This window comes from Streptosporangium canum (genome assembly GCF_900113865.1).
GTDB classification, from domain to species: domain Bacteria; phylum Actinomycetota; class Actinomycetes; order Streptosporangiales; family Streptosporangiaceae; genus Streptosporangium; species Streptosporangium canum.
This window is the reverse complement of the sequence record NZ_FOQY01000001.1, coordinates 277,450-300,650: the sequence shown is the minus strand read 5'-3', so window position 1 is coordinate 300,650 and position 23,201 is coordinate 277,450. Positions and strand designations below refer to the sequence as shown.

The 23,201-nt window shown below is 69.2% G+C and carries 21 protein-coding genes; 12 read left to right on the top strand and 9 right to left on the bottom strand.

The features are described 5' to 3' along the window. Positions 1–35: 35 nt before the first annotated feature. The gene (locus BM085_RS01250; protein ID WP_093885195.1) at positions 36–902 is read right to left on the bottom strand and encodes a hypothetical protein; all 867 of its coding nucleotides are present in this window, start codon (positions 900–902) and stop codon (positions 36–38) included. Positions 903–1,068: 166 nt separating this feature from the next. Continuing rightward, positions 1,069–1,926, bottom strand: a complete 858-nt coding sequence (locus tag BM085_RS01245; protein WP_143120757.1) for a hypothetical protein — start codon at positions 1,924–1,926, stop codon at positions 1,069–1,071. Between the two features lie 269 nt (positions 1,927–2,195). Between BM085_RS01245 and BM085_RS01240 the strand changes: the two genes are divergently transcribed. Further along, positions 2,196–4,649 (top strand): PQQ-dependent sugar dehydrogenase, encoded by a 2,454-nt coding sequence (locus BM085_RS01240; protein ID WP_093885193.1) that lies wholly within the window; start codon positions 2,196–2,198, stop codon positions 4,647–4,649. Positions 4,650–4,709: 60 nt separating this feature from the next. On the opposite strand, the gene BM085_RS01235 is transcribed toward BM085_RS01240, so the two are convergent. Beyond that, on the bottom strand, positions 4,710–5,459 hold the full coding sequence (locus BM085_RS01235; RefSeq protein ID WP_093885192.1) for a hypothetical protein: 750 nt from the start codon (positions 5,457–5,459) through the stop codon (positions 4,710–4,712). Between the two features lie 244 nt (positions 5,460–5,703). Here BM085_RS01235 and icmB point away from each other — a divergent pair, with 244 nt between their 5' ends. The 4 genes from icmB to BM085_RS01215 all read left to right on the top strand — a co-directional run bounded on the left by icmB (position 5,704) and on the right by BM085_RS01215 (position 10,124). Continuing rightward, the gene (gene icmB, locus BM085_RS01230) at positions 5,704–6,111 is read left to right on the top strand and encodes a coenzyme B12-dependent isobutyryl CoA mutase small subunit (RefSeq protein WP_093885191.1); all 408 of its coding nucleotides are present in this window, start codon (positions 5,704–5,706) and stop codon (positions 6,109–6,111) included. 131 nt (positions 6,112–6,242) lie between these two features. Next, positions 6,243–7,424 (top strand): ADP-forming succinate--CoA ligase subunit beta, encoded by a 1,182-nt coding sequence (gene sucC / locus BM085_RS01225; RefSeq protein WP_093885190.1) that lies wholly within the window; start codon positions 6,243–6,245, stop codon positions 7,422–7,424. Next, on the top strand, positions 7,424–8,299 hold the full coding sequence (sucD, locus tag BM085_RS01220) for a succinate--CoA ligase subunit alpha (protein ID WP_031160883.1): 876 nt from the start codon (positions 7,424–7,426) through the stop codon (positions 8,297–8,299). Before sucC ends, sucD begins: the two co-directional genes overlap by 1 nt. Positions 8,300–8,462: 163 nt before the next feature. After that, complete coding sequence (locus BM085_RS01215) at positions 8,463–10,124, top strand: cell division protein PerM (protein WP_093885189.1); 1,662 nt, start codon at positions 8,463–8,465, stop codon at positions 10,122–10,124. A 125-nt stretch (positions 10,125–10,249) separates the two neighbouring features. Here the strand turns inward: BM085_RS01215 and BM085_RS01210 are convergent, their stop codons facing one another. The 4 genes from BM085_RS01210 to BM085_RS01200 all read right to left on the bottom strand — a co-directional run bounded on the left by BM085_RS01210 (position 10,250) and on the right by BM085_RS01200 (position 14,099). After that, the gene (locus BM085_RS01210; protein ID WP_093885363.1) at positions 10,250–11,707 is read right to left on the bottom strand and encodes a hypothetical protein; all 1,458 of its coding nucleotides are present in this window, start codon (positions 11,705–11,707) and stop codon (positions 10,250–10,252) included. After that, positions 11,707–13,047, bottom strand: a complete 1,341-nt coding sequence (locus BM085_RS01205; protein WP_093885188.1) for a KGGVGR-motif variant AAA ATPase — start codon at positions 13,045–13,047, stop codon at positions 11,707–11,709. The genes BM085_RS01210 and BM085_RS01205 overlap by 1 nt, the downstream gene beginning before the upstream one ends. Then, positions 13,044–13,505 (bottom strand): hypothetical protein, encoded by a 462-nt coding sequence (locus BM085_RS42600; RefSeq protein WP_143120756.1) that lies wholly within the window; start codon positions 13,503–13,505, stop codon positions 13,044–13,046. The genes BM085_RS01205 and BM085_RS42600 overlap by 4 nt, the downstream gene beginning before the upstream one ends. 183 nt (positions 13,506–13,688) lie before the next feature. Further along, the gene (locus BM085_RS01200; protein ID WP_093885187.1) at positions 13,689–14,099 is read right to left on the bottom strand and encodes a hypothetical protein; all 411 of its coding nucleotides are present in this window, start codon (positions 14,097–14,099) and stop codon (positions 13,689–13,691) included. A gap of 79 nt (positions 14,100–14,178) precedes the next feature. Here BM085_RS01200 and purN point away from each other — a divergent pair, with 79 nt between their 5' ends. The 4 genes from purN to BM085_RS01185 all read left to right on the top strand — a co-directional run bounded on the left by purN (position 14,179) and on the right by BM085_RS01185 (position 17,597). Further along, the gene (purN, locus tag BM085_RS01195) at positions 14,179–14,799 is read left to right on the top strand and encodes a phosphoribosylglycinamide formyltransferase (RefSeq protein ID WP_093885186.1); all 621 of its coding nucleotides are present in this window, start codon (positions 14,179–14,181) and stop codon (positions 14,797–14,799) included. Positions 14,800–14,845: 46 nt separating this feature from the next. Further along, positions 14,846–16,390, top strand: coding sequence for a bifunctional phosphoribosylaminoimidazolecarboxamide formyltransferase/IMP cyclohydrolase (gene purH, locus BM085_RS01190; protein WP_093885185.1), 1,545 nt, complete (start codon positions 14,846–14,848; stop codon positions 16,388–16,390). Positions 16,391–16,553: 163 nt separating this feature from the next. Next, complete coding sequence (locus BM085_RS44120) at positions 16,554–16,727, top strand: hypothetical protein (protein WP_177244910.1); 174 nt, start codon at positions 16,554–16,556, stop codon at positions 16,725–16,727. A gap of 21 nt (positions 16,728–16,748) precedes the next feature. Beyond that, positions 16,749–17,597, top strand: a complete 849-nt coding sequence (locus tag BM085_RS01185; RefSeq protein ID WP_093885184.1) for a bifunctional methylenetetrahydrofolate dehydrogenase/methenyltetrahydrofolate cyclohydrolase — start codon at positions 16,749–16,751, stop codon at positions 17,595–17,597. Positions 17,598–17,601: 4 nt separating this feature from the next. Here the strand turns inward: BM085_RS01185 and BM085_RS01180 are convergent, their stop codons facing one another. After that, entirely contained in the window at positions 17,602–18,255 is a 654-nt protein-coding gene (locus BM085_RS01180; RefSeq protein WP_037933708.1) for an FHA domain-containing protein, read from the bottom strand. A 181-nt stretch (positions 18,256–18,436) separates the two neighbouring features. Here BM085_RS01180 and BM085_RS01175 point away from each other — a divergent pair, with 181 nt between their 5' ends. From BM085_RS01175 to BM085_RS01165, 3 genes are all read left to right on the top strand, one after another. Next, positions 18,437–19,558, top strand: a complete 1,122-nt coding sequence (locus BM085_RS01175) for a citrate/2-methylcitrate synthase (protein WP_093885183.1) — start codon at positions 18,437–18,439, stop codon at positions 19,556–19,558. A 60-nt stretch (positions 19,559–19,618) separates the two neighbouring features. Further along, complete coding sequence (locus BM085_RS01170; RefSeq protein ID WP_177244909.1) at positions 19,619–19,888, top strand: DUF3017 domain-containing protein; 270 nt, start codon at positions 19,619–19,621, stop codon at positions 19,886–19,888. A gap of 113 nt (positions 19,889–20,001) precedes the next feature. Then, positions 20,002–21,216 (top strand): NADP-dependent isocitrate dehydrogenase, encoded by a 1,215-nt coding sequence (locus BM085_RS01165; protein WP_031160870.1) that lies wholly within the window; start codon positions 20,002–20,004, stop codon positions 21,214–21,216. 210 nt (positions 21,217–21,426) lie between these two features. Here the strand turns inward: BM085_RS01165 and BM085_RS01160 are convergent, their stop codons facing one another. Beyond that, complete coding sequence (locus tag BM085_RS01160) at positions 21,427–22,983, bottom strand: sigma factor-like helix-turn-helix DNA-binding protein (RefSeq protein WP_177244908.1); 1,557 nt, start codon at positions 22,981–22,983, stop codon at positions 21,427–21,429. Positions 22,984–23,201: the final 218 nt, after the last annotated feature.

Sequence of the window (23,201 nt, the reverse complement as noted above, 5' to 3'; positions counted from 1 at the left end):
CTGCCGGGCGCGGTGGTGCGGTCAGCGCAGGGTGATCAGTTGCCGAGCAGGGGGATGGAGGTGGCGGTCTCCGCGCCCTCCTCCAGCTCCTTCAGGTCGGCGACCTGGTCGGCGGGCGGGGCCTTGACCGTGACCTTGGAGCCCCAGCCGGTGTAGCGGGTGTCGACCGTGACCGCGCTCTCGTCGGAGCCGGCCCCGGAATAGGTCGTCACCAGGCGCTTGGCGAGCCGGTCGGAGCCGAGGAACAGCTTCCAGCTCACCACGGTCTTGGCGGTCTTCGCGGTCGGGGCGCCCATGGAGGCCCGGAACCACGGCGAGACCTTGTTCAGCTCACCGAAGGTGATCTTTCCGCTGTAGGTCCCGGCGCTCTTGGTGGCGTGCGCCAGCAGGGCCTTGAGCGTCGCGGGCTCGGCCGCGTTGACGAACTGGCTCATCGTGCCGGTGAGGCCGAGCAGGCCGTCAGGGAACCGGACCCAGGTCTTGTCCGCGGGCATGAACTCGCCCATGACGCCACCGGAGACGTAGGTCGTGTTCTTGATGCGGACGACCCGCTCGGGCTTGGCCAGCCCTCTGACTACCTTGGAGAACCCCTCGTCCTCCCCGTCCTCCATGAGGAGGCCCTCGAAATCGCTCTCCTTGAACCGCAGCTGGGCGGTCTGGTCGGAGGCGCTGATTCCGGAGGGGCCGAACTGGAGCGCGCCGGTGCGCTTGACGAGGACCATGTTCCCCTGCGTGCCCTGAACCTTCGTGGTGTCGACGAAGTTCACGCCGCGTCCGCTGCTGAACTGGCTCTTCAGCGCGGTGATCGGATCGGCGGCCTGGGCATGCGCGGTCGAGGCGAGCGCGGGGGCGCCCAGTACGGCCGTCGCGGCGCACGCCAGGCCGGCGATGTATCGCTTCAAGGAAAAATCCTCCTGAATAATCCCTCCACCCCGTGTGGGAGAGATGTCGGAATTATTGCGCATCAAGATCACGATGAAATCTCATATGCGGAGTTTTGCCTTGAATGACTTGTGGATATTTCGTGCAGAACCCGGCTCCGTTAACGGTGGAGAAAATCGCTCCGCCCTATCCGATGGGCAGCACCGCGGGCTCGGGGAAGTCGGGGCCGACGCGGCCGGCGTCGGCGGTGTCCTCCGGAGGCGGCGGGGTGAGCGTGACGGGCGAACCCCAGCCGGTGTAGCGGGTGTCGGCGACCGTGGTGGTGTGGCTCCGGGGCCGTCCGGGGAGGGGCTGCTTCCAGGTGGTGGTCAGGCGGCGGGCCAGGTGGGCCCGGTCGAGCCAGAGCCGGAAGCCGATCGGGATCCGGCCGCTGCGCGCGCTGGGCGGGCCGGCGAGCCGGTCGCGGAAGCTGGGGGAGACCTTGTAGAGGGTGCGCAGCGTGACGGCGCCCTGGAGGATCGTCCCGTACGAGCCCTTCTTCCTCGACGTGGCGTGTGACAGCAGGGTGCCCAGGGTGGCGGGCTCGAAGACGTTCACGATCTGGGGCAGCGCGGCCGTCTGCTTGATGTTCGCCGGGCCGATCAGGCCGAGCCAGGTCTTGCCCTCCGGCAGCCACGTCTCGTAGCCGGGGCCGGACAGGTACGCCTCGTCCGGGAAGCAGATCACCCGGGTCGAGCCGAGCCGCTGTCCCAGCTGGTTCTCCAGCTCCCTGACGACCCCCTTGCCCAGCTCCGTCCGCCCCACGGTGTCGGTGCCGTACACCCCGGCCGCGTCGAACTCCACCCGGCCCTTGCGCCAGATGGTGACGGCCGGCTTGCCGTCCCGGTAGACCCGGCCGAGGTCGGAGATCCGCAGTCCCACGTGCTCGCCGAACTGCTGCTTCAGTCTCTGCACGGGGGACGGTGGAGCCTGCGCCTGCGCCACCCCCGTCGACAGCACCGAACCGGCCAGCACGGCCGCCACCGCGGCAATCCACCGTCTCATCGGGATCTCCCTCCCCGGGGTCAAGATCCGCCAAGCTAGCCAACCGCCGGGGCCCCGGCTATGGCGTGGGCCAACAAGTCCCGTCCGTGGATTGCGCGTGCGTGAGCCGTACGGCACCGCGCCGGCCGCCGCCTGCGCCGGCGTCACGGGCCCTGTCGGCTCTATTGACAGGGGGCGGTGGAAATGGTCCCATCCCTCCTATAGTTAGGAAGCCTTCCTAACTAGCTCTCCTCGCTCTTCTTCCCCCCAAGACAACAGCAGGAGGATCGATGAGATCTCCTATCCGGGCGCGCTCGCTGGCCGGCGCGCTCGTGGCCGGGCTGGTGCTCGGCCTGCTGGCCGCGCTCCCCGCGACCGCCGCGCCGACCAGGTACGAAGCCGAAGGCGCCACCGTCTTCCAGGGTGCGGTGGAGGCCAACCACGCCGGCTTCTCCGGCACCGGATTCGTCAACACCGACAACGTCGCCGGTTCCTACGTCGAGTTCGCCGTCGACGCCGCCGGCGCCGGATCCGCGGCCATCGCCATCCGGTACGCCAACGGCACCACCGTCAACCGCCCCGCCGACGTCGCCGTCAACGGCGTCGTCGTCTCGGCCGGCCGCGCGTTCAACGGCACCGGCGGCTGGGACGCCTGGGCGACCTCCACCCTGACCGCGCCGGTGAAGGCCGGGGCCAACACCGTCCGGATCACCTCCACCACCGCGGGCGGCACGCCCAACCTGGACTTCGCCGACGTCGAGGTGACGGTGGCCGGCGACGACTACCAGGCGGAGAACGCCACGATCTCCCAGGGCATTGTGGACGACAAGCACGCCGGGTTCACCGGCACCGGCTTCGTCGACTACGCCAACGTCGCCGGTTCCTCCGTCGAGTTCACCGTCAACGCGGCGACCGCCGGCAACTACGGCCTGGCGTTCCGCTTCGCCAACGGCAGCACGGCCGACAGGCCGATGGACGTCTCCGTCAACGGCGTGAGGGTCTCGGCCGGGCTGTCCTTCCCCGGCACGGGCGCGTGGACCACCTGGGTGGAGAGATCCGTCACCGCGGGCCTCGTCGCCGGAGCCAACAAGGTCCGGGCCACCGCCACCACCGCGGGCGGCGGCCCCAACCTCGACCGGCTGAGCGCGGCGGCGCCGGCCGATGCCGAGCCGCCGACCGCCCCGGCGAACCTGCGCCTCGTCGGCGAGGTCAAGCCGACCTCGGCCGATCTGGCCTGGGACGCGTCCACCGACAACGTGGGCGTGTCGCAGTACAAGATCTACAACGGCGGCAACGTGCTCATGACCGTGGGCGGCAACGTCACCGCCACCACACTGTCCGGCCTGACGCCCAACACCAGGTACGTGCTGAGCGTGCTCGCCTACGACGCGGCGGGCAACGCCTCTCAGGGGGGAAACAACGTCGACGTCACCACGCCGCCGAGCGACGACACCCGGCCCCCGAGCACGCCGGCCGGCCTGCGCGCGACCGGCGTCGCGGCCGCCACGGTCACGCTGGCCTGGAACGCCTCGGCCGACGACATCGGGGTCACCGGCTACAACGTCTACCGTGACGGCACGAAGTTCGCCACCGTGCCCGACCTGACCGCGACCGCGGACGGGCTGGCGCCCAACACGACCTACGCGTTCACCGTCGAGGCGTTCGACGCCAACGGCAACCTCTCGCCGCGCAGCGCGCCGCTGGCGGTGAAGACGAGTGGTACGGCGGGCGGCGGCGATCCCGTCTACGACAGGGACGTCGCCGAACTCGACCTGCCGTGGGGCGTCGCCTTCCTGCCCGACGGCAGCGCGCTGGTCGCCGAGCGGGACCGGTTCGAGATCGTCCGCGTCACCCAGAGCGGGCAGAAGACCGTGGCCGGAAAGATCACCGAGGCGGTGACGACCAGCGGCGAGGGCGGGCTCCTGGGCCTGGCGATCTCGCCGTCCTTCGCCACCGACCACTACGTCTACGCCTTCCACACGGCCGCGTCCGACAACCGTGTCGTGCGGTTCACGTACGAGAACGGGCGGATCGGCGCCCGTGAGCCGCTCGTCACCGGCATCGCCAAGAACAAGTTCCACAACGGCGGCCGGATCAAGTTCGGCCCGGACGGCTTCCTCTACGTCACCACCGGCGACGCCCAGGACGGCAACCGGGCGCAGAACCTCAACTCGCTCAACGGCAAGATCCTGCGCGTGACGCCGACCGGCGCCGGCGCGCCCGGCAACCCGTTCCCGGCCGCGCCGAGGGTGTACAGCCTCGGCCACCGCAACCCGCAGGGCCTGGCCTGGGACTCCCAGGGCCGATTGTGGGAGTCGGAGTTCGGCGACGCCACCCTGGACGAGCTCAACCTGATCCAACCCGGCAAGAACTACGGCTGGCCCAACTGCGAGGGCAGGTGCGGCAACTCGGCCTACGTCAACCCGGTCCAGCAGTGGGACGTGGCCGCCGCGTCGCCGAGCGGTCTGGAGATCGTCAACGGCTGGATCTACATGGCGGCCGTCCGCGGCCAGCGGCTCTGGGTCATGAAGATCACCGGTAGCACCACCGACACGCCCCGGGCATTCTTCAACAGCCGGTGGGGCCGCCTGCGCACCGTCGTCAAGACCCCCGACGGGGGACTCTGGCTCACCTCGACCAACAACGACAAGAACGGCGGCACGCCGTCCGTCCTGGACAACACCGTGGTGCGGCTGAAGTTCGCCGCCGCGTCGGCCGTACCGGCCGGCGGCGCGACCGGCTGATCGAGCCGGGACGGATCCGACCCGGCCGGGCCCACCGGTGTCCGGCGCGGGAGGCGGCCGTCAGCCGGCCGCCTCCTCCACCGGCGCGGTGAGGTTCACCGGGGTCCCCCACGAGGCGAACCGCACGTCGCTGACGCGGGTGACCTTCATGGCGAGCGGCGGCTCCGCCCATGAGGTGACCAGCCTGCTGGGGAGCCCGTCGCGCCCCAGCCACAGCCGCCAGGTCACGGTCATGGCCGCGACCTTGGCGCTGGGCCTCTTGTGGAGGCGTGCCCGGTACGACGGCGAGGCGCGGTAGAGCGCGCCGAAGGTGACCTTGCCCCCGTGCAGGGTCGCACCGGGCTTCTTGGCCGTGCTGGTCGACAGCAGGGTCTTCAGCGTGGCCGGCTCCAGGACGAGAACCGGCGTCAGGAAGGGCGACAGGTCGCGGATTCCGCCGGGCGCCCTCATCCACCTGCGGCCGTCGGGAAGGCCCTCGCCGATCACTCCGCCGCTCGTGTGGACGCTCCCGCCGACGGCGAGGGTGCGCAGCGGTCTGGCGGTCTCCCCGGCGAGAGCGGATTTGGTCAGGATGTCGTATCCCGCCACACCCGAGACGCCGAACTGCACGACGCCGCCGCGCTTCTGCGCGGAGAGGGGGCTGCCGCCGGACGCGGTCTTGCCGCTCTCGACGATCCTGACGCCGCGCTGGGCGACGAACTGCGTTTTCAGCGTGGCCACCGGATCGGCGGGTGCGGTCCGGGCGTCCGCGGGGACAGCGGTCGCGGGCAGGATCAGCGCGCCGGATGCCAAGATGATCCATCGCTTCATGGGGGGTTCTCCTCCTGAGGATAGAAGATCAAAAACCCTAGGGCATGACGTAGCGAAATGTGGAATTAATACTTATAAATGCTAATAAAAGGGTGGAACGGGTGTCCTCCTGGATCGGATGCCGGAGATCCGGCCCGCTGGACGCCGGATGAGGACGCCGGCACGGACGGGACCCCGTCCGCGCGGGCGGTTACGCTGCGTACAGCCCTCATGTTGCGGGTGGAGCGCGGACGAGGAGGTCTGGATGGACGCCGTGCCGAGGATCCGTGTGGTCATCGCCAAACCCGGGCTCGACGGGCACGACCGCGGTGTGAAGATCGTGGCGCGGGCCCTGCGGGACGCGGGGATGGAGGTCGTCTACACCGGCCTGCACCAGACGCCCGAGCAGATCGTGCGCACCGCCATCCAGGAGGACGCGGCGGCGATCGGGCTCTCCGTCCTGTCGGGCGCGCACATGCCGCTGTTCGCCAAGGTCCTCGAACTGCTGAAGGATGACGACGCGGGCGACATCGTGGTGTTCGGCGGCGGGATCATCCCCGAAGCGGACATGCCCGAGCTCCAGCGGATGGGCGTGGCCCGGATCTTCACACCGGGCGCGACCACCCAGGAGATCGTCGAATGGGTGCGGAGTGCCGTTCCCGCCCGCGTTTAAGGACCCGGTGACCTGCTCACGCCTCTCAGGGGGCTAGGCTTCATTGGCGCAAAACACCAGGCTCCCCTTCAGATCATGGAGCCGGTCCGCCGACATCTGTACACCAGCCGGACAAGCAAGGACGGACCCTCGTGGACCTGTTCGAACATCAGGCGAAGGAGCTCTTCGCGGAGTACGGCATCCCGGTGCCGCGTGGCATTGTCGCGCACACCGTGGAGGAGGCACGCGCGGCAGCCGAGCAGCTGACCGGCCGTGTCGTCGTCAAGGCACAGGTCAAGACCGGTGGCCGCGGTAAGGCCGGTGGCGTCAAGGTCGCCGACGACGCCGCCGACGCCGAGCAGAAGGCCACCCAGATCCTCGGTATGGACATCAAGGGCCACACGGTCCACAAGGTCCTGATCGAGGAGGCCAGCGCGATCGCGGAGGAGTACTACTTCTCCTTCCTGCTCGACCGCGCGAACCGCACCTTCCTCGCCATCTGCTCCGCCGCGGGCGGCATGGACATCGAAGAGGTCGCGCACAGCGCCCCGGAGAAGGTCGCCAAGATCCCGGTCTCCCCGCTGGACGGGGTGGACCGCGCCAGGGCCCGCGAGATCGCCGAGGCCGGTGGCCTGCCGGCGGCCGCGCTCGACGGCGCCGCGGAGCTGATCGAGAAGCTCTGGGCGGCCTTCGTCGACGAGGACGCCTCCCTGGTCGAGGTCAACCCGATGATCCTGTCGGCCGACGGCCAGGTGAAGGCCCTCGACGGCAAGGTCACCCTCGACGACAACGCGACCTTCCGCCAGTCCGACCACGCGGCCTTGGAGGACAAGGCCGCGGAGGACCCCCTTGAGGCCGCGGCCAAGGCGAAGGACCTCAACTACGTCAAGCTCGACGGCAGCGTGGGCATCATCGGCAACGGCGCGGGCCTGGTCATGTCGACCCTCGACGTCGTCGCCTACGCCGGTGAGGCCTTCCCCGGCCAGCCCAAGCCCGCCAACTTCCTCGACATCGGCGGCGGCGCCTCGGCCGAGGTCATGGCGGCCGGCCTGGAGATCATCATCTCCGACCCGTCCGTGAAGTCGATCTTCGTGAACGTCTTCGGCGGCATCACCGCCTGCGACGCGGTCGCCAACGGCATCGTCTCCGCCTTCCAGCTCCTGGAGAGCCGCGGCGAGGCCGTCAGCCGCCCGCTGGTCGTCCGGCTGGACGGCAACAACGCCGAACTCGGGCGTCAGATTCTCGCCGACGCCAGGCTTTCCGGCGTCGAGCTGGTGGACACCATGGACGATGCGGCCAAGCGCGCCGCCGAGCTCGCCGCGGTAGGTGCGTAATGGCTATCTGGCTGACCGAGAACAGCAAGATCATTGTTCAGGGCATGACCGGCGGTGAGGGCACCAAGCACACCCGCCGCATGCTCGCCTCCGGCGCCCGCGTCGTCGGCGGCGTCAACGCCCGCAAGGCCGGCACCACCCACGAGGGTCTGCCCGTCTTCGGCACCGTCGTCGAGGCCGTCAAGGAGACCGGCGCCGACGTGTCGGTCGTCTTCGTGCCCCCGGCGTTCACCAAGGACGCCGTCAAGGAGGCCATCGACGCCGAGATCCCGCTCTGCGTCGTGATCACCGAGGGTGTCCCGATCCACGACACCACCGAGTTCTGGGCCTACGCGGTCGCCAAGGGCAACAAGACCCGCATCATCGGGCCGAACTGCCCCGGCATCGCCTCGCCCGGCGCCTCCAACGCCGGCATCATCCCCGCCGACATCACCACCGCCGGCCGCATCGGCCTGGTGTCGAAGTCCGGGACGCTGACCTACCAGCTCATGTACGAGCTGCGCGACTTCGGCTTCTCCACCGCCGTCGGCATCGGTGGCGACCCGGTCATCGGCACCACGCACATCGACGCCCTCCAGGCCTTCCAGGACGACCCGGCCACCGACGCGATCGTGATGATCGGCGAGATCGGCGGAGACGCCGAGGAGCGCGCCGCCGCCTACATCGAGCAGCACGTGACCAAGCCGGTCGTCGCCTACGTCGCGGGCTTCACCGCCCCCGAGGGCAAGACCATGGGCCACGCGGGCGCGATCGTGTCCGGCTCGGCCGGCACCGCCCAGGCGAAGAAGGAGGCTCTGGAGAAGGTCGGCGTCCGCGTCGGCAAGACCCCGAGCGAGACCGCCCGCCTGATGCGCGAGGTCATGCAGGCCCGCTAGTTTCACCAGAAAAGGCGCCCGATGTCCTGCCGGGCGCCTTTCCTGTTCCCCGGCGGTTCCCCGTACGGCAGGCGCCTGTCGTCAGACGGCTGTCCGTACGGCACGCGACACGCGGGGCGAAGGAGTCTCTCCCACGCGGAAGATCCTGAGACCATCGACTATTGTGACGGCCCTTCTCGATCAGCTCCGGACGGCTCCCCGTAACGTCCTCAGCCGTATCCCCCTGCCCGGCGTCACGGGTGACGACGACGACGTCCGTCGGCCGCTTCCCGTCTCCGGGATGCTCGCAGCCGCGTGGACGCTCGGCGTAGGTGTGGCGGTGCTCACCACGCTCACCCTGGTCGGCTGGATCGCCTCCCCCAAGGGCTCGCTCGGTCCGGGCCTGCCGGGGGTGTTCCGCACGGCGGCGCAGATCTGGCTGGCGGCCCACCACGCGGGGTTCGCGATCCCCGGCGGGGCGGTCGGGCTGCTCCCGCTCGGCCTGACGGTGCTGCCGGCCTTCCTGCTGTACCGGGCCGGGATCTGGATGGCCCGCGACGCCGACCTGCGCCTGCGGCTGCCCGCCCGGCTACCCAAGAACAGCCCGAAGGACGAGGCCAACGCCCGGCGCCGGGCCCAGCTCGTGCTGGTCGCCCAGGCGGGCATCTCGCTGGCGGCGCCGTACGCGCTGCTGGCCGGGATCGTCGCGCTGGTCACCCGGAACGAGGTCACCCAGCCGTTCCTCGGCGACGTGCTGGTCAGTCACCTGGTGGTGGCCTTCCTCGCGGGCTCGCTGGCCACCGCCAGGACGATCGGGCCGTGGCGGTCGATGCTGCGCCTGCTGCCCGAACGGCTGCGCTCGGTCGTGGTGGCCTCGGCCGCCGCGCTGGGCATCATGCTCATGGCGGGCGCCGTCATGGTGGTCGGCGCCATCGTGGTCAACTTCAAGCAGGTCCAGGAGCTGTCCGACATCCTGTCGCCCGGCTTCGTCGGCGGCCTGCTGCTCCTGCTGGTCCAGGGGCTCTACCTGCTCAACGCGGTCATCTGGGGGATGGCCTACATCGCCGGTCCGGGCTTCGCGGTCGGCGCCGGCACGCTGGTCGCGCCCACCGGGGTCCAGCTCGGGACCGTGCCGAGCCTGCCGATCCTGGGCGCCCTGCCGGAGGCGGGCCCCACCCCGGCGTGGGTGATGGCGGTGATCGCGCTGCCGTTCGCGGCCGGAGCGGTGGCGGGTGTCCTGGGTGTCAGGATCGCGCCGTCGCCCTCGTTCGAGGGCGCGCCGCTGTGGGGGTTCGTCTGCGGGCTGGCGACCGGCGCGACGGCCGGGCTGCTGGCCGCGCTGTCCGGCGGTTCGCTGGGCGGGACGAGACTCGCCGCGGTCGGCCCGGCGGCGTGGGAGGTCATGCTCTCGGTGACGCTGGAGGTGGGCGTCGCCGCGGGCATCTCGGCGGGCCTGGCCAACTGGTGGCTGATCTTCCGAGGGCAGAACACGGCGGTGACCAAGGCCGCCGCCAAGGTCGGCACGGCCACCGCGCCGGTCCGCAAGGCGGGAGCGAAGATCGCCAAGGCCGCGGGGACGGTGGCGGGCAAGGTCGGGCTCGCCGAGCCGGACAGCCCCTGCATGCTCCCCGGCCACTGGCTGGACGCCACCGAGTGCGACACCCAGCCGATCCCGGTCATCAGGGACGACTGGGAGGACGAGCACGCCTCGGCGGCGGCGGAGAACCCTCCGAAGACCCGCGACCGCGAACCGCCGCGCCCGCCCCGGCGCGACATCGTCGACGAGTCCGACGACAAGGGCGGCCACGTGATCTACCTGGACCCCTACGCCTGGGACCGCGACTGAGTCTCCCGCGCCGGTATCCCCCCGCGATCTGCATCATGGAGATGGAGGTCTGGAATAGCGCGGCGGCATCCGGCCCGGCGGGTCCGCCGTCTGCTTCCGGGCGCGGCTGTCGCATGGGTCGAGGGCTATGCCTTGACCTTTGGCACGCCACCCTTGCGACCGATGGAGAAGGCGATGCGGTAAACGTCGGGAAGGTCAATACGGTCGTCCTTACGGCGTCTCATCACGCCCAGGTCGATGAGTTCCTTGATGAGGCCGGGGTAGCGGTCGGGATACCGTGGGCCGGTCCTCACCGTCTCACCTTCGACGAGATCTGCTGCCTGTCGTTGGAGCGACTTCGTCAGCTCGTGCTCGGTCCACAGGCCGATCACGCTGCTCTCGTCGATCGGTACCTGCTGGCCGGCCAAGGGGGCGATGGCCGTCTGCACCCAGGGCAGGTCCTCCTTGATTTCCGCCACGCGTGTCGTGGAAGCCGCCTGTACGCCTCGACGGATGCCTTCGTGATGGATGGCATATTCATGGGCCGCGTACTGTGAGGTCGTCTCCTCCACGGCCTTGGCCAGCGCACTGAGGAAGCTGCGCGGGCTGACTTGCTCGGCCCCGTCCATCAGGTGATTGGGAAGCCATGTGTAAGTGTGGCCTTTACGGAAATTCGCTCCCATGTAGGGGCCGGCGATCGTCGCGAACAACGCGGACTGCTGCTGTTCGTCACCGAGAAGGGAAGGAGGCGGAAGGTATCGGCCGGCGGTGGGTTCGGTCCAGCCGGGGAGAGTCGCCCGGAATCGTTCTGCCAGAGAGGAGAAGTGATTGCCGAGATATTGGAAGAGCAGGCCGTACAGATTGGGCGGCGACCACTTCAGGCTGGCTGCGTTCGAAGCGAGCTTCGACGCGTCTGGGAAGGACAGCAGCGCTCCATCGAACATGTCGGGCCGAATGAAGATCTTGAAGCGAATGTTGCGAGTGCTCAGCCGTAGTTCTAGAGCAAGCTGAAGGATGCCGGCGACGAGTTGGTCTGCCTGACGGCGGTCGCGGTGGAGATGCTCCAGGGCATCGAAGAGGATCATCCGCAAGACCCCATCGGTTTTGGCCTGGCGATCGGCTTCGGCGATGGTCTGGTCCCGCTCAGCGGGGTGTTCGCGCACCCACCGGATGCGCTCCTTCCAGGAGGGAATGCCGTCGAGGTCCCTCAGCCCGAGTGCGACAAGTAGCACTGTGTCCCACAGATCCCGGGGGGTGATGTCGGCGTCTATCAGGCTGCGCAGTTCCGCGGACCCCGGATAGCGCTCGGGGGCGATGTCTGCACCGTAGCCCGCGTCGACTGTCACCCGGGTGAGCCGGTCGATACGGTACTCGTGGGCCGCCACTGCACGCAGTCGGTCGTTGCGCAGAGACCGGAACCAGAACGTTTTGCCGACGCCACGCCCGCCCATGACGACAGTAGTGTCCACGTCCAGCGCGCGGCGGTGACTATCCGGGGTGAACAGCGTGTTGACGGTCGGCTCGATGGTGTCCGCATCCTGTGCACTCGGCAGCGAGTCGTTGAGCAGCGTGCGGAGTTCCTCGGCTCCGAGAGGAGCGGTCATCACAGCCCTTCGCCGATGAGATGAGTGGCGGTGTTCAAGAATTCACCATATGCGGCCTGCACGAATGTCCGTTGGCTCCATCCCTGGCTGGTCGCTCCGTCAAGTCCGACCAGGTCCAGGGTGAACAGGATCGGAATAGGGGAATGAGGGGCATAGATGTCCTCGGGGCTTGGGTTGAAGCCGGTCTGGTCACCGGCCGGTAGGTCGTCGTAAAGCGTGGAGAAGCACGTCCAGGCATGTTCACGGAACGACTCCAGATAGTCGGCGCGCTGCTTGTCCGGAACCATCGAGGCAACCATCCGCAGTTTCTCGCGGATCGCCACCGCCTGGCCAGATGTTCTCCAGGCGGTGAACAGATCACGGTAACCATTCCACGTCTGGCTGTTGTCGGAGCCGAAGAGCAGCGCAAGGTCGCACAACCTGGAGATGGTGATCGCGGCGATGTCGTGAATACCGGCCCGGCTATCGAGCAGGATGACATCCGGTTGGCGACTCCGTTCGGCGACAGCTGACTCACAGGCTGCCACGGCCTGTTCCAGCCGGTCAGCGAAGGCAGGGAATGCGCTGCCGGGAACATCCGCGTAGACACGGTTGAGCTTGTCGACATACGCATACGGCACCGTGTCGGAGCCGTGCCCTCGCGCTGGAGCAACCCATAGCTCGCCGTTCCCGGTAACCGGTACGCCAGATGCCGGCGCCACCAGGTCTAGCCCTTCGGCGTTGCCGAGGGCGGATTCGACGAGATAGTCGACCAGGCCGTACTTGGGCATCTCATCCTCGATGAGAAGAAGAGGACCGGAGCCTGGTGACTCTAGGTCGAGATCGATTACAAGGACACACCGCCCCTGGTCGGCGAGATGCTTGCCGAGCATGAACGTCGCCGTTGATCGGCCGACGCCGCCCTTGAAGCCATACAGCGCTATACGCGCGGTCCGGCCGCCGGAGGTCTCGGCCGAGGGCGTGGTGACACGTGCCCAGTCCTCACCCACCACGGTGTTGTCCAGCGCGCGGATGCGTCCCTGCTCCGAACTGCCCTCTAGTCCCGGTTCATCGACCAAGCGGGGGGAATCGAAGACGGCCCCTGCCGCGAAGAGATCGGAGGCCAGCAACACCGTGTTGGAGGCGGCGTACCGGCCGAGACCTTCGGTCATGTCAGCGCGCCATCGCTCGACGGAGTCCTGCGAAAGCTCCCTGCGCCGATCGTCGAGAGCGAGGCAGAGACGTCCGAGAACATCGCGCACCAGCACGCTGTCGATGCCCTGAGCGGCTGCCTTCCGAGCTATGGCGACGGCGATGGGCCAAGCCTCGTCGAAGCGGACGGTGACAGAGGAAGGGCTCACTGAAGAACTCCGATAATGAGCGCCTGCTCGTGTAGAGCGAGGATCTGGGTAGCGGCTGCTTTACGTTGGTTCACCGTGGTCGTGCCGAGCGGCGGGTTGCCGTGGTAGCGATCGGCGACATCCCAGGTGGCGAAGGGGGCGGAGGCGGTCAGCACACCAGCCAGTGTGCTACCAGATCGGCCGTGGGCCAGAATCGCCACGTCGGACCAGATGCCGGGAAGATGTCCATGCTTCTTGGGCCTGCCGCTCGCATCGATGGTCGATGGCATACCGTTAGGCGACGCCATGGTCGCGTTGAGGTAACGCAGCAGAAGGCTTTTCAGGGCGCATTCCACCGAGAAGCCGTAGTGGTGGTCGGCGTTGGGCAGTCGGCCGTCGTTGTGTAGATAGACGGCGTCGTCGTAATGACGACGGGCGGCTTGAGCGTAGTTCTGCGCTTGGGGCGGCGGCTGGGACACATTCGGATCTTATTGAGCACCCCCGGAAGGGGGGAGCATTCGCTCGGAACGCTGCAGTCTTCACGAGGCTCCGCCACGGCTCATGCTGCTGCTCGTCCTCTGGCCTGTTCTACCGGGGATTATGTCCGGAGTGGACGATTACGGTGAAGCCGTACCGGGGTTAAGGCAGGAAATGTACGGAGCTCAGGGAGGGAACGGGAACTGCACGTCGCCGGGCCGGACGAAGGGCATCTTCTTCTCCATCGCCCGTTCGAGCTGGTCCACGCACTCGTTCTGCGCGGTGACGGTGCCCGCGCCCCTGCCGCACTCGGTGTAGGCCGCCAGCTCGTCGCTGAAGTAGAACTGCATCGCGGTCACCCCGGCGGAGATCAGCAGTGCCAGCGACGCCACGACGATGCCGACGATCGCGGGGGTCACCGGCTTCGTCACCGAACGCAGGGCCCGGATCGCGCGGACCGAGACGACGAGGGCGAAAACCGACATGACGAGCCCCGCCAGAGGGAGTATCAGAGTCAACACCACCGAGGCGAAGGCGAGCCACAACGCCCGCCGTCCCGCACCCTCCGCCGGCCGTGCCTGGACGGGAGTCGTCACCTGACCTCCTTGCATCGCGTGAGTGGACAGGCCGATACCCTTGCAGCGGCGTGAGTCCCCGTCCGAATGGAGTGCGTCGGTGTCATCCCAGGCCGCTCGGCTTGTGGTCCTCGTGTCCGGTTCTGGGACCAACCTACAGGCCTTACTGGACGCTGTGGCAGATGAGGCTTATGGTGCCCGGATCGTAGCGGTGGGTGCCGATCGCGACGGTATCGAGGGATTGGCCCGCGCGGAGCGCGCCGGTGTCCCCACCTTCGTCGAGAGGCTGGCCGACCACCCGCGCCGGGACGCCTGGGACCGGGGGATCGCCGCGCGGATCGCCGAGCACCGGCCGGACCTGGTCGTCTGCGCGGGATTCATGAAGATCCTCGGCGCGCCGACGCTGACCGCCTTCCCCGTTCTCAACACCCATCCCGCGCTGCTGCCCTCCTTCCCCGGCGCGCACGGGGTCCGCGACGCCCTCGCGTACGGCGTGCGGATCACCGGCTGCACCGTGATGCTCGCCGACGCCGGAGTCGACACCGGGCCGATCATCGCCCAGGAGGCCGTGCCCGTGCTGGACGGCGACGACGAGGCAGCCCTGCACGAGCGCATCAAGACCGTCGAGCGGAGCCTGCTCGTCGACACCGTCGGTCGGATGGCCCGTGAGGGCTGGACCGTGACCGGCAGGACCTTTCGCTTCGGACGACCCGGTGGATGAGCCGGGCGCCCCGGATGAAACCGGAACCAAACAGGAGGACCAAGAAGTGACCCGCATCGCCATCCGGCGCGCGTTGATCGCTGTGTATGACAAGAGCGGGCTGGAGGAGCTGGCTCGCGGCCTCGACGCCGCGGGTGTGGAGATCGTCTCCACCGGCGGCACCGCCGCGAAGATCGCTTCGTTCGGTGTCCCCGTCACTCCGGTCGAGGCGCTGACCGGGTTCCCCGAGTGCCTCGACGGCCGCGTCAAGACCCTCCACCCGCGCGTGCACGCCGGCCTGCTGGCCGACAGCGGCAACCCCGCCCACGTCAAGCAGCTCGAAGAGCTGGAGATCGACCCCTTCGAGCTGGTGGTGGTCAACCTCTACCCGTTCCAGGAGACGGTGGCCTCCGGAGCCTCCGACCGCGAGTGCGTCGAGCAGATCGACATCGGCGGCCCCGCGATGATCCGCGCCGCGGCCAAGAACCACGGCACCGCCGCGATCGTGGTCGACCCCGGCGCCTACGGCGACGTGCTCGCCGCGGTGGCCGAGGGCGGCTTCACCTTCACCGAGCGCCGCCGGCTCGCCGGGGCCGCGTACGCCCACACCGCCGCCTACGACACCGCGGTGGCCTCCTGGTTCGCCGACGTCTACGCGGCCGAGGAGGACTCCTGGCCGCGCTACATGGGCGCCGCCTGGAGTCTCAAGTCGCCGCTGCGCTACGGCGAGAACCCGCACCAGGGCGCGGCGCTCTACTCCGGCGGGCAGGACGGCCTGGCCAACGCCGAGCAGCTGCACGGCAAGGAGATGTCCTACAACAACTACCTCGACGCCGACGCCGCCTGGCGGGCCGCCTGGGACTTCGCCGGGCCCGCCGTGGCGATCATCAAGCACCAGAACCCGTGCGGCATCGCGGTCGGCGCCGACGTGGCCGAGGCGCACCGCAAGGCCAACGCCTGCGACCCGGTCTCCGCCTACGGCGGCGTGATCGCGGTCAACGGCGAGGTCACCGAGGAGCTGGCCCGGCAGATCGCCGAGGTGTTCACCGAGGTCGTGGTGGCTCCGGCCTTCACCGCCGAGGCGCTGGCCGTGCTCACCGAGAAGAAGAACATCCGGCTGCTGTCCTGCCCGCAGGGGCCGGGCAACCCGGCCGAGTTCCGCCGGATCGACGGCGGCCTGCTGGTGCAGACCGCCGACCGGGTGAACGCCCCCGGCGACGACCCGTCCTCCTGGGAGCTCAAGGCGGGCCCCGCGGCCTCCGCCGAGGTCCTCGCCGACCTGGCCTTCGCCTGGAAGGCCTGCCGTTCGGTGAAGTCCAACGCGATCCTGCTCGCCGCCGACGGCGCGAGTGTCGGCGTCGGCATGGGCCAGGTCAACCGCGTCGACTCGGCGCAGCTCGCGGTCTCCCGCGCGGGTGAGCGCGCCCGGGGTTCCGCCGCGGCCTCCGACGCGTTCTTCCCGTTCGCCGACGGCCCGCAGGTGCTCATCGACGCCGGGGTGAAGGCGATCGTGGAGCCCGGCGGCTCCATCAGGGACGGGGAAGTGATCGCCGCGGCCGAGGCCGCCGGGGTCACGCTCTACTTCACCGGCACCCGCCACTTCTTCCACTGATCCCGCCGATCTCCAGGAGGGTGTACGGCCGACGCACACGTGTGGCGGCCGTACACCGGAGACAGGAAAGTGGCGGAGCGGACAGGATTTTCTGGCCGGAGAAGGTTTAAACCCCGGTTAACCTGAAGCGCATCCCTGCCCCCGCCTCTGTGGAGACTCCCTCATGCCTCTGCTCGACGCCGTCCTGAACGTCTTTGTGATCATGAGTGGATTCTGGGAGAGCCCCTGGTTGCTCCTCGTCTTCGCCTTCGGCGCCGCCTACCTGGGGGCCAAGATCGTGGAGATCATCCCCTTCACCCGCAGGATCATCGAGCGCCGGGAAGCGGAGCGCGGATGATCTCATGGAAGGATTGAACCCATGAGCGCGCAGATTCTGGACGGCAAGGCCACCGCGGCGAAGATCAAGGCAGACCTCACGGCGCGGGTCGCCGTGCTGAGGGAGCGCGGCATCACCCCCGGGCTGGGCACCGTCCTCGTCGGTGACGACCCGGGCAGCCAGATCTACGTGGCCGGCAAGCACCGCGACTGCGCCGAGGTCGGCATCGCCTCCATCCGCAGGGACCTGCCGGCGACGGCCACTCAGGCCGAGGTCGAGGCGGTCATCGACGAGCTCAACGCCGCCGGGGAGTGCACCGGCTACATCGTGCAGCTCCCGCTGCCCCGCCACCTCGACACCATGGCGCTGCTCGAACGGATGGACCCGGCCAAGGACGCCGACGGGCTGCACCCGGTCAACCTGGGCCGCCTGGTGCACATGGTCGACGCGCCGCTGCCCTGCACCCCGCACGGCATCGTCCTGCTCCTGCAGGAGTACGGCGTGCCCATCAAGGGCGCCGAGGTCGTCGTGGTCGGCCGCGGCATCACCGTGGGCCGCTCGCTCGGCCTGCTGCTGACCCGCCGCTCGGAGAACGCCACCGTCACCCTCTGCCACACCGGCACCCAGGACCTGGCGGCCCACACCCGTCGCGCCGACATCGTCGTCGCCGCGGCGGGCGTGCCTCACCTGATCACGGCCGACATGGTCAAGCCCGGCGCCGCCGTGCTCGACGTCGGCGTCTCCCGGGTCGACGGCAAGATCGCCGGTGATGTCGCCCCCGGCGTCGAGGACGTCGCGGGCTTCCTCACCCCCAATCCCGGCGGCGTGGGCCCGATGACCCGGGCCCTGCTGCTGACCAACGTGGTCGAGGCCGCCGAGAAGCGGGGCTAGCGGTTCAGGACGCCCGGCGGCTCGCGGTGGTCGCCGCCGCCTGAGGCTCCGGGGCGCCGGCCGCGCGCTGCGGCGGCACCACCGGGGTGGGCCTGACCAGCCCCAGGGCGACCACCTCGTTGGCCAGCCTGGTGCGCCGGTTGGTCCCCTCCGGGATCCGGAACTTCTGGTAGAGGCGGAGCAGGTGCTGCTTGACCGCGGCCTCCGTCACCACCAGATCGTCGGCTATCTCCCGCGCGGTGGCGGGCGCGACGAACGCCTCGTCCGACAGCGCCGGACGGCACAGCGACGTCAGCACGTCCACCTCCCGCCGGGTCAGCTCCGGAGCCGCGGCGCGGCGGAGCTCGACCTCGGGGGCGAAGTCCTCACGCGGGACTCCGCCGATTCTGCCCCGCGCGGCGCCGAAGGAGACGACGTCACCGTCGTCGAGCACCCTCCGGGCGATCGGCCTGCCGTTCACCCGTGTGCCGTTGCGGGACAGGCCCAGATCAACGACATACAGGTAGGGTCCGCGCCGGACGAATTCCGCGTGCAGCCGGGACACACTTGGATCAGTGAGCCGGATGTCAACTCCCCGGCCACGCCCGATCGTCGTGATCTCGGGGCGCAACGGGACCACCTCGCCGGTGTCCTCGATGCGTATGAACGGCCCCTCCACGGCAGTTCCTCCCCAGGTAGCCCGCCGTAACTATTCCTACAGCTCCGGCTTACCCAAACGAGGTGATGGGGAATCGCCTTTGCCAGAAGGAGAATCCCTCGTGAAATTGGTCTGGACCTCTCGGGAGGGTTTCCCCTGCTCACGGGTAGACTTCGGGCGAAGATAAGCGGAGGAAACACTCATGGCGGACAAGCCCACAAAAGGCCTCGCCGATGTCGTAGCCGCGTCCACAGCGCTCAGTGACATCGACGGTCAGGCCGGTCTCCTTTTCTATCGTGGCTACGACATCCACGATCTGGCCGGCCGCACCACCTTCGAAGAGATCGCCCACCTGTTGCAGCACGGCAGCCTCCCCACCAGGGAACAGCTGGCCGCCTACGGGGCCGAGCTCGTCGGGGGCCGTAAGATCGGCGCTCTGGCCGAAGCGAACATCGCGGAGATCGCGGAGAAGCAGGCGCCCATGGAGGCGCTGCGCACGCTGGTCTCCCTGGCCGGGGGCGACGATCCGGACAAGGACTCCAACGCTCCCGAGGCCAACCTGCGCAAGGCAGCCCGGCTGACCGCGCAGCAGCCGATCCTCGTCGCCCGCTACCACGCGGCCAGGACGGGCACCACGATCCCGGAGCCGGATCCCGAGCTGAGCATCGCGGCCAACTTCCTGCTCCAGATCACCGGCCGGACCCCCGGGCGGCACGAGGTCGAGACCTTCGACGCCTGCCTGGTCCTGCACGCCGACCACACGATGAACGCCTCGACGTTCGCCGCCCGCGTGTGCGCCGCGACCCTCTCCGACATGCACTCGGCCATCGTGGCGGCCATCGGCACCCTCAAGGGCCCGCTGCACGGCGGGGCCAACGAGCAGGTCATGCGGACCCTGGAGTCGCTCGACCCGGCCGCGGTCGCCCAGGCCGTGCGTGACAGGCTCGCCGCCGGCGAGAAGATCATGGGCTTCGGGCACCGGGTCTACAAGACCGAGGACCCGCGCGCCACGCACCTGCGCAAGATGTCGCAGGAGCTCGCGGAGGCCTCCGGCGACGACACGTACTACCGGATGTCCAAGGAGATGGAGGAGGTCGTCTTCGAGACGAAGGGCCTCTACCCCAATGTGGACTTCTACGCGGCGACCGTCTACCACTACCTCGGTATCCCGACAGACCTGTTCACCCCGGTCTTCTCGGTCAGCCGCATGGCAGGATGGACGGCACACGTCATCGAGCAGCACGCCGACAACCGCCTGATCCGTCCGGACAGCGAATACATCGGTGAGCGCGGCCAGAAGTGGAAGCCGCTCGCCGAGCGATGAGCCGCGTGCGGCAGAGGAGCCGATGAGTGCCCGAGTGAACGGCGGCCATGGGTGGGAACGGTGAGCACAACTGAAGACCGATGGGGACCGTATCCGCTGGTGCTGGTGGGTGCGGTTCTCGCCGTGACCTTCGCGGTCCTGTTCGACGTCGAGTGGGGAGGGTTCTCCCTCGGCGTGGTCATGACGCTGGGGGCCATGTTCCGGTTGACCGGCGGCGGGCTGCTCGCCGTACGCACCAGATCGACCGACACCGTCACGCTCGCCGCCTTCGGCGTCGCGCTGATGGCCGGCTCGCTGGTACTCCAATATCCGTCGCTTATGCCGCTTTAAGCCGGATGCACGGGTGGGCCGCGAAGCGCTCATACCCGTCCGATAGCCTCAACGGCCAGTGAGCCTCAAAAGGACTGTCTGGCCAGTGTTAGTTCAGAAGGGGAACCACACGCATGCCCAAGATCAAGGTAGAGGGCCCCGTCGTCGAGCTTGACGGCGACGAGATGACCCGGATCATCTGGCAGTTCATCAAGGACCAGCTGATCCTTCCCTACCTCGACGTCGACCTGAAGTACTACGACCTCGGGATCGAGCACCGCGACGCCACCGACGACCAGGTGACGATCGACGCGGCCAACGCCATCAAGCAGTACGGCGTCGGCGTCAAGTGCGCCACGATCACCCCGGACGAGGCGCGGGTCGAGGAGTTCGGCCTGAAGAAGATGTGGAAGTCCCCGAACGGGACCATCCGTAACATCCTCGGCGGCGTCATCTTCCGCGAGCCGATCATCATGTCCAACGTGCCGAGGCTCGTCCCCGGCTGGACGAAGCCGATCATCATCGGCCGTCACGCGTTCGGCGACCAGTACCGCGCCACCGACCTGAAGATCCCCGGCGAGGGCACCCTGACCCTCACCTACACGCCGAAGGACGGCTCGGAGCCGATCGAGCTCGACGTCTACGACTTCCCCGGGCCCGGCATCGCGATGGCGATGTACAACCTGGACGACTCGATCCGCGACTTCGCCCGCGCCTCCATGCGCTACGGCCTGTCCCGCGGCTACCCGGTCTACCTCTCCACGAAGAACACGATCCTGAAGGCATACGACGGCCGTTTCAAGGACATCTTCGCCGAGGTCTTCGAGACCGAGTTCAAGGCCGAGTTCGAGGCCGCCGGGATCACCTACGAGCACCGCCTGATCGACGACATGGTCGCCGCGGCGCTCAAGTGGGAGGGCGGCTACGTCTGGGCGGCCAAGAACTACGACGGCGACGTCCAGTCCGACACGGTCGCGCAGGGCTTCGGCTCGCTCGGCCTGATGACCTCGGTCCTGCTGACCCCCGACGGCCGGACCGTCGAGGCCGAGGCCGCCCACGGCACCGTGACCCGGCACTACCGTGAGCACCAGAAGGGCAACCCCACCTCCACCAACCCGATCGCCTCGATCTTCGCGTGGACCCGGGGCCTCGCCCACCGCGGCAAGCTCGACAACACCCCCGCGGTGATCGACTTCGCCGAGAAGCTGGAGCAGGTCTGCGTCGAGACCGTCGAAGGCGGCCAGATGACCAAGGACCTCGCCCTCCTCGTCGGCGGCGACGCCAAGTGGCTGACCACCCAGGACTTCCTGGCGGCGCTGGACGAGAACCTGAAGAAGAAGATGGCCTAGCCGTCATCGGGAAGGGCCGCCCGCCGGGCGGCCCTTCCCGCTTTTCCGGCCCGTTCTGCTTTCGGGCCCTTCCCGTTTTCCGGCCCTTCCCGCTTTTCGGGCCCGTTCCCGCCGGGCGCGCACGCCGTCCGGTGCGGGCGACCGCGGAGCCGCCGGCGGACCGTCGCCGGCGCGGCTCCGGCGGTCGTCAGGGGACCGTCACGGGAGCCGTCAGGGGGCCGTCACGGCGCCGAGCACGATCATGCTGTCGTCGGCGAGGCCGGTCACGCGGTGCTTCCTGCCGGTGACGGCGTCCATCCGGAAGAAACCGGCGGGGCGGCCGGCGGCCGTGCCGGTCATCTTGACGACCACCTCATGGCTGTTCAGCCAGCCGACGACCTCCGCCTTGGCGGGACCGCCCGGGGAGGGGAGCTGCAGGCGCTTGAACACCCGCCGTGACCGGGCGTCGACGATGTGGAGGCTGCCGGCCCCCGAGCCCTCGGTCCCGATCGCGGCCGCGTGCCTGCCGCTGGGGGAGTCGCGCCAGACGCGGTAGCTCTTACGGAGCCAGTCCGCGGCCTCCTCCACGGCTGTCGCCCGCCCGGCGGGCAGCGACGTCACGGTCCCGGTGGCGAAGTCGGTCCGCAGCCTGCGCGCGCCGAGTTCGACGGTGAAGTGGCGGCCGTTCGGCGAGACGCTCACCCGGGTGCCGGTCTCGGTGTCCGAGGGGGCCAGGACGGGCGACAGATACCGCTTCACGCCGCTGTGCAGGTCGTGGGCGACATATCTTCCCTCGGCCGCACTCAGGTAGCCGATGCGGTGCCCGTCGGGGCTGACGGCGGGACTCAGCCGCCAGGAGCCCCGGCCGTCGCCGTGCGCCAGCAGCCCCGCCGCGTCGGGGACGCTCACCGTGGACTCGCAGCGGTCCGGGGCCGCGCACTTCACCGAGTCGAGCGCCGAGCCGCCCGTGCCGCCGCCGGCCAGCTTCAGCGTCCAGCCCGCGCAGGTGACCTTCCCCGCCTGTGACGGTACGGCTCCGCCGCCCGCAGGGTCGTCGCCGGCACATTTCCCGGGGACCGCGTAACGGATCGCGAAGGAGGTGCGGGGGGCTCGCCACGGCTGGAGGCCGGGGCGCGGCTCCGGGCTGGAGATCACGCCCATGGCCTCCGGAGTCCCCGTCGAACCGGGCTGGTTCCGCTCGCCCCGCGCCGAGTTCCACACCTCTCCCTGCGGGAACAGGACGAAGGCGGTGACGAGGCAGACCGACAGGAGCACCGTGACCGCCGTCAGGAAGGCGCCGCGGTTGCGGCGGCGCCGTAGCGCGCGCATGGACTGCGCGGTGAGGTCGGGGACCGACGCCTCGCCCGCCGCGGTCGCCAGCCGTGTCTTCAGCCGGGCCACGTTGCCCTTGGTGAGCACGGCCACCGCTTCGGTGATCTCCGACTTCACGGTCTCGACCGGGATGCCGAGGACGGTGGCCATCTCGGCATGGGTTCTGCCGTCGTGGAGGCAGGCCACGACGAGGAGGCGCTGGCGGGGCGGGAGCCGTACCAGGGCGGTGGCGCCCGCGGCGGTCGGCTTGTGGAGGAAGCGGCGGTACAGGGTGATGTGGGCGTGCGTGGTGGTGTTCTCCCAGAGGGTCGGGGGCCAGCTGAGACCGACCGTGCGCAAGGACCACAGGGTCAGGCGGATGGCCTGCTCGTGGCTGCCGGTGAGGAGGAGGGCCGTGCCGACGAGGGAACGCTGATCGCGCTGGACGAACTCGCGATAACCGATATATCGGCGCATGAGGGATTTGCTCCGGCTTGCGTAAGGGACGGTCAACGGTAGCGATCTAAGCGGCTGGAGCGCCAGCTTGGGCTGATTGTCGGTAATTGAGGGGGTCGGAGTGACCGCCATGTCCTCCGATGGCCTGGTGGGCGCCGGGGCGCCCGCCGGAGGAAATGTGCGGCCACTTGGGGTGAGGCGGCGGGTGGAAGAGCTACGGCATCATAAAGTTTGGCTGG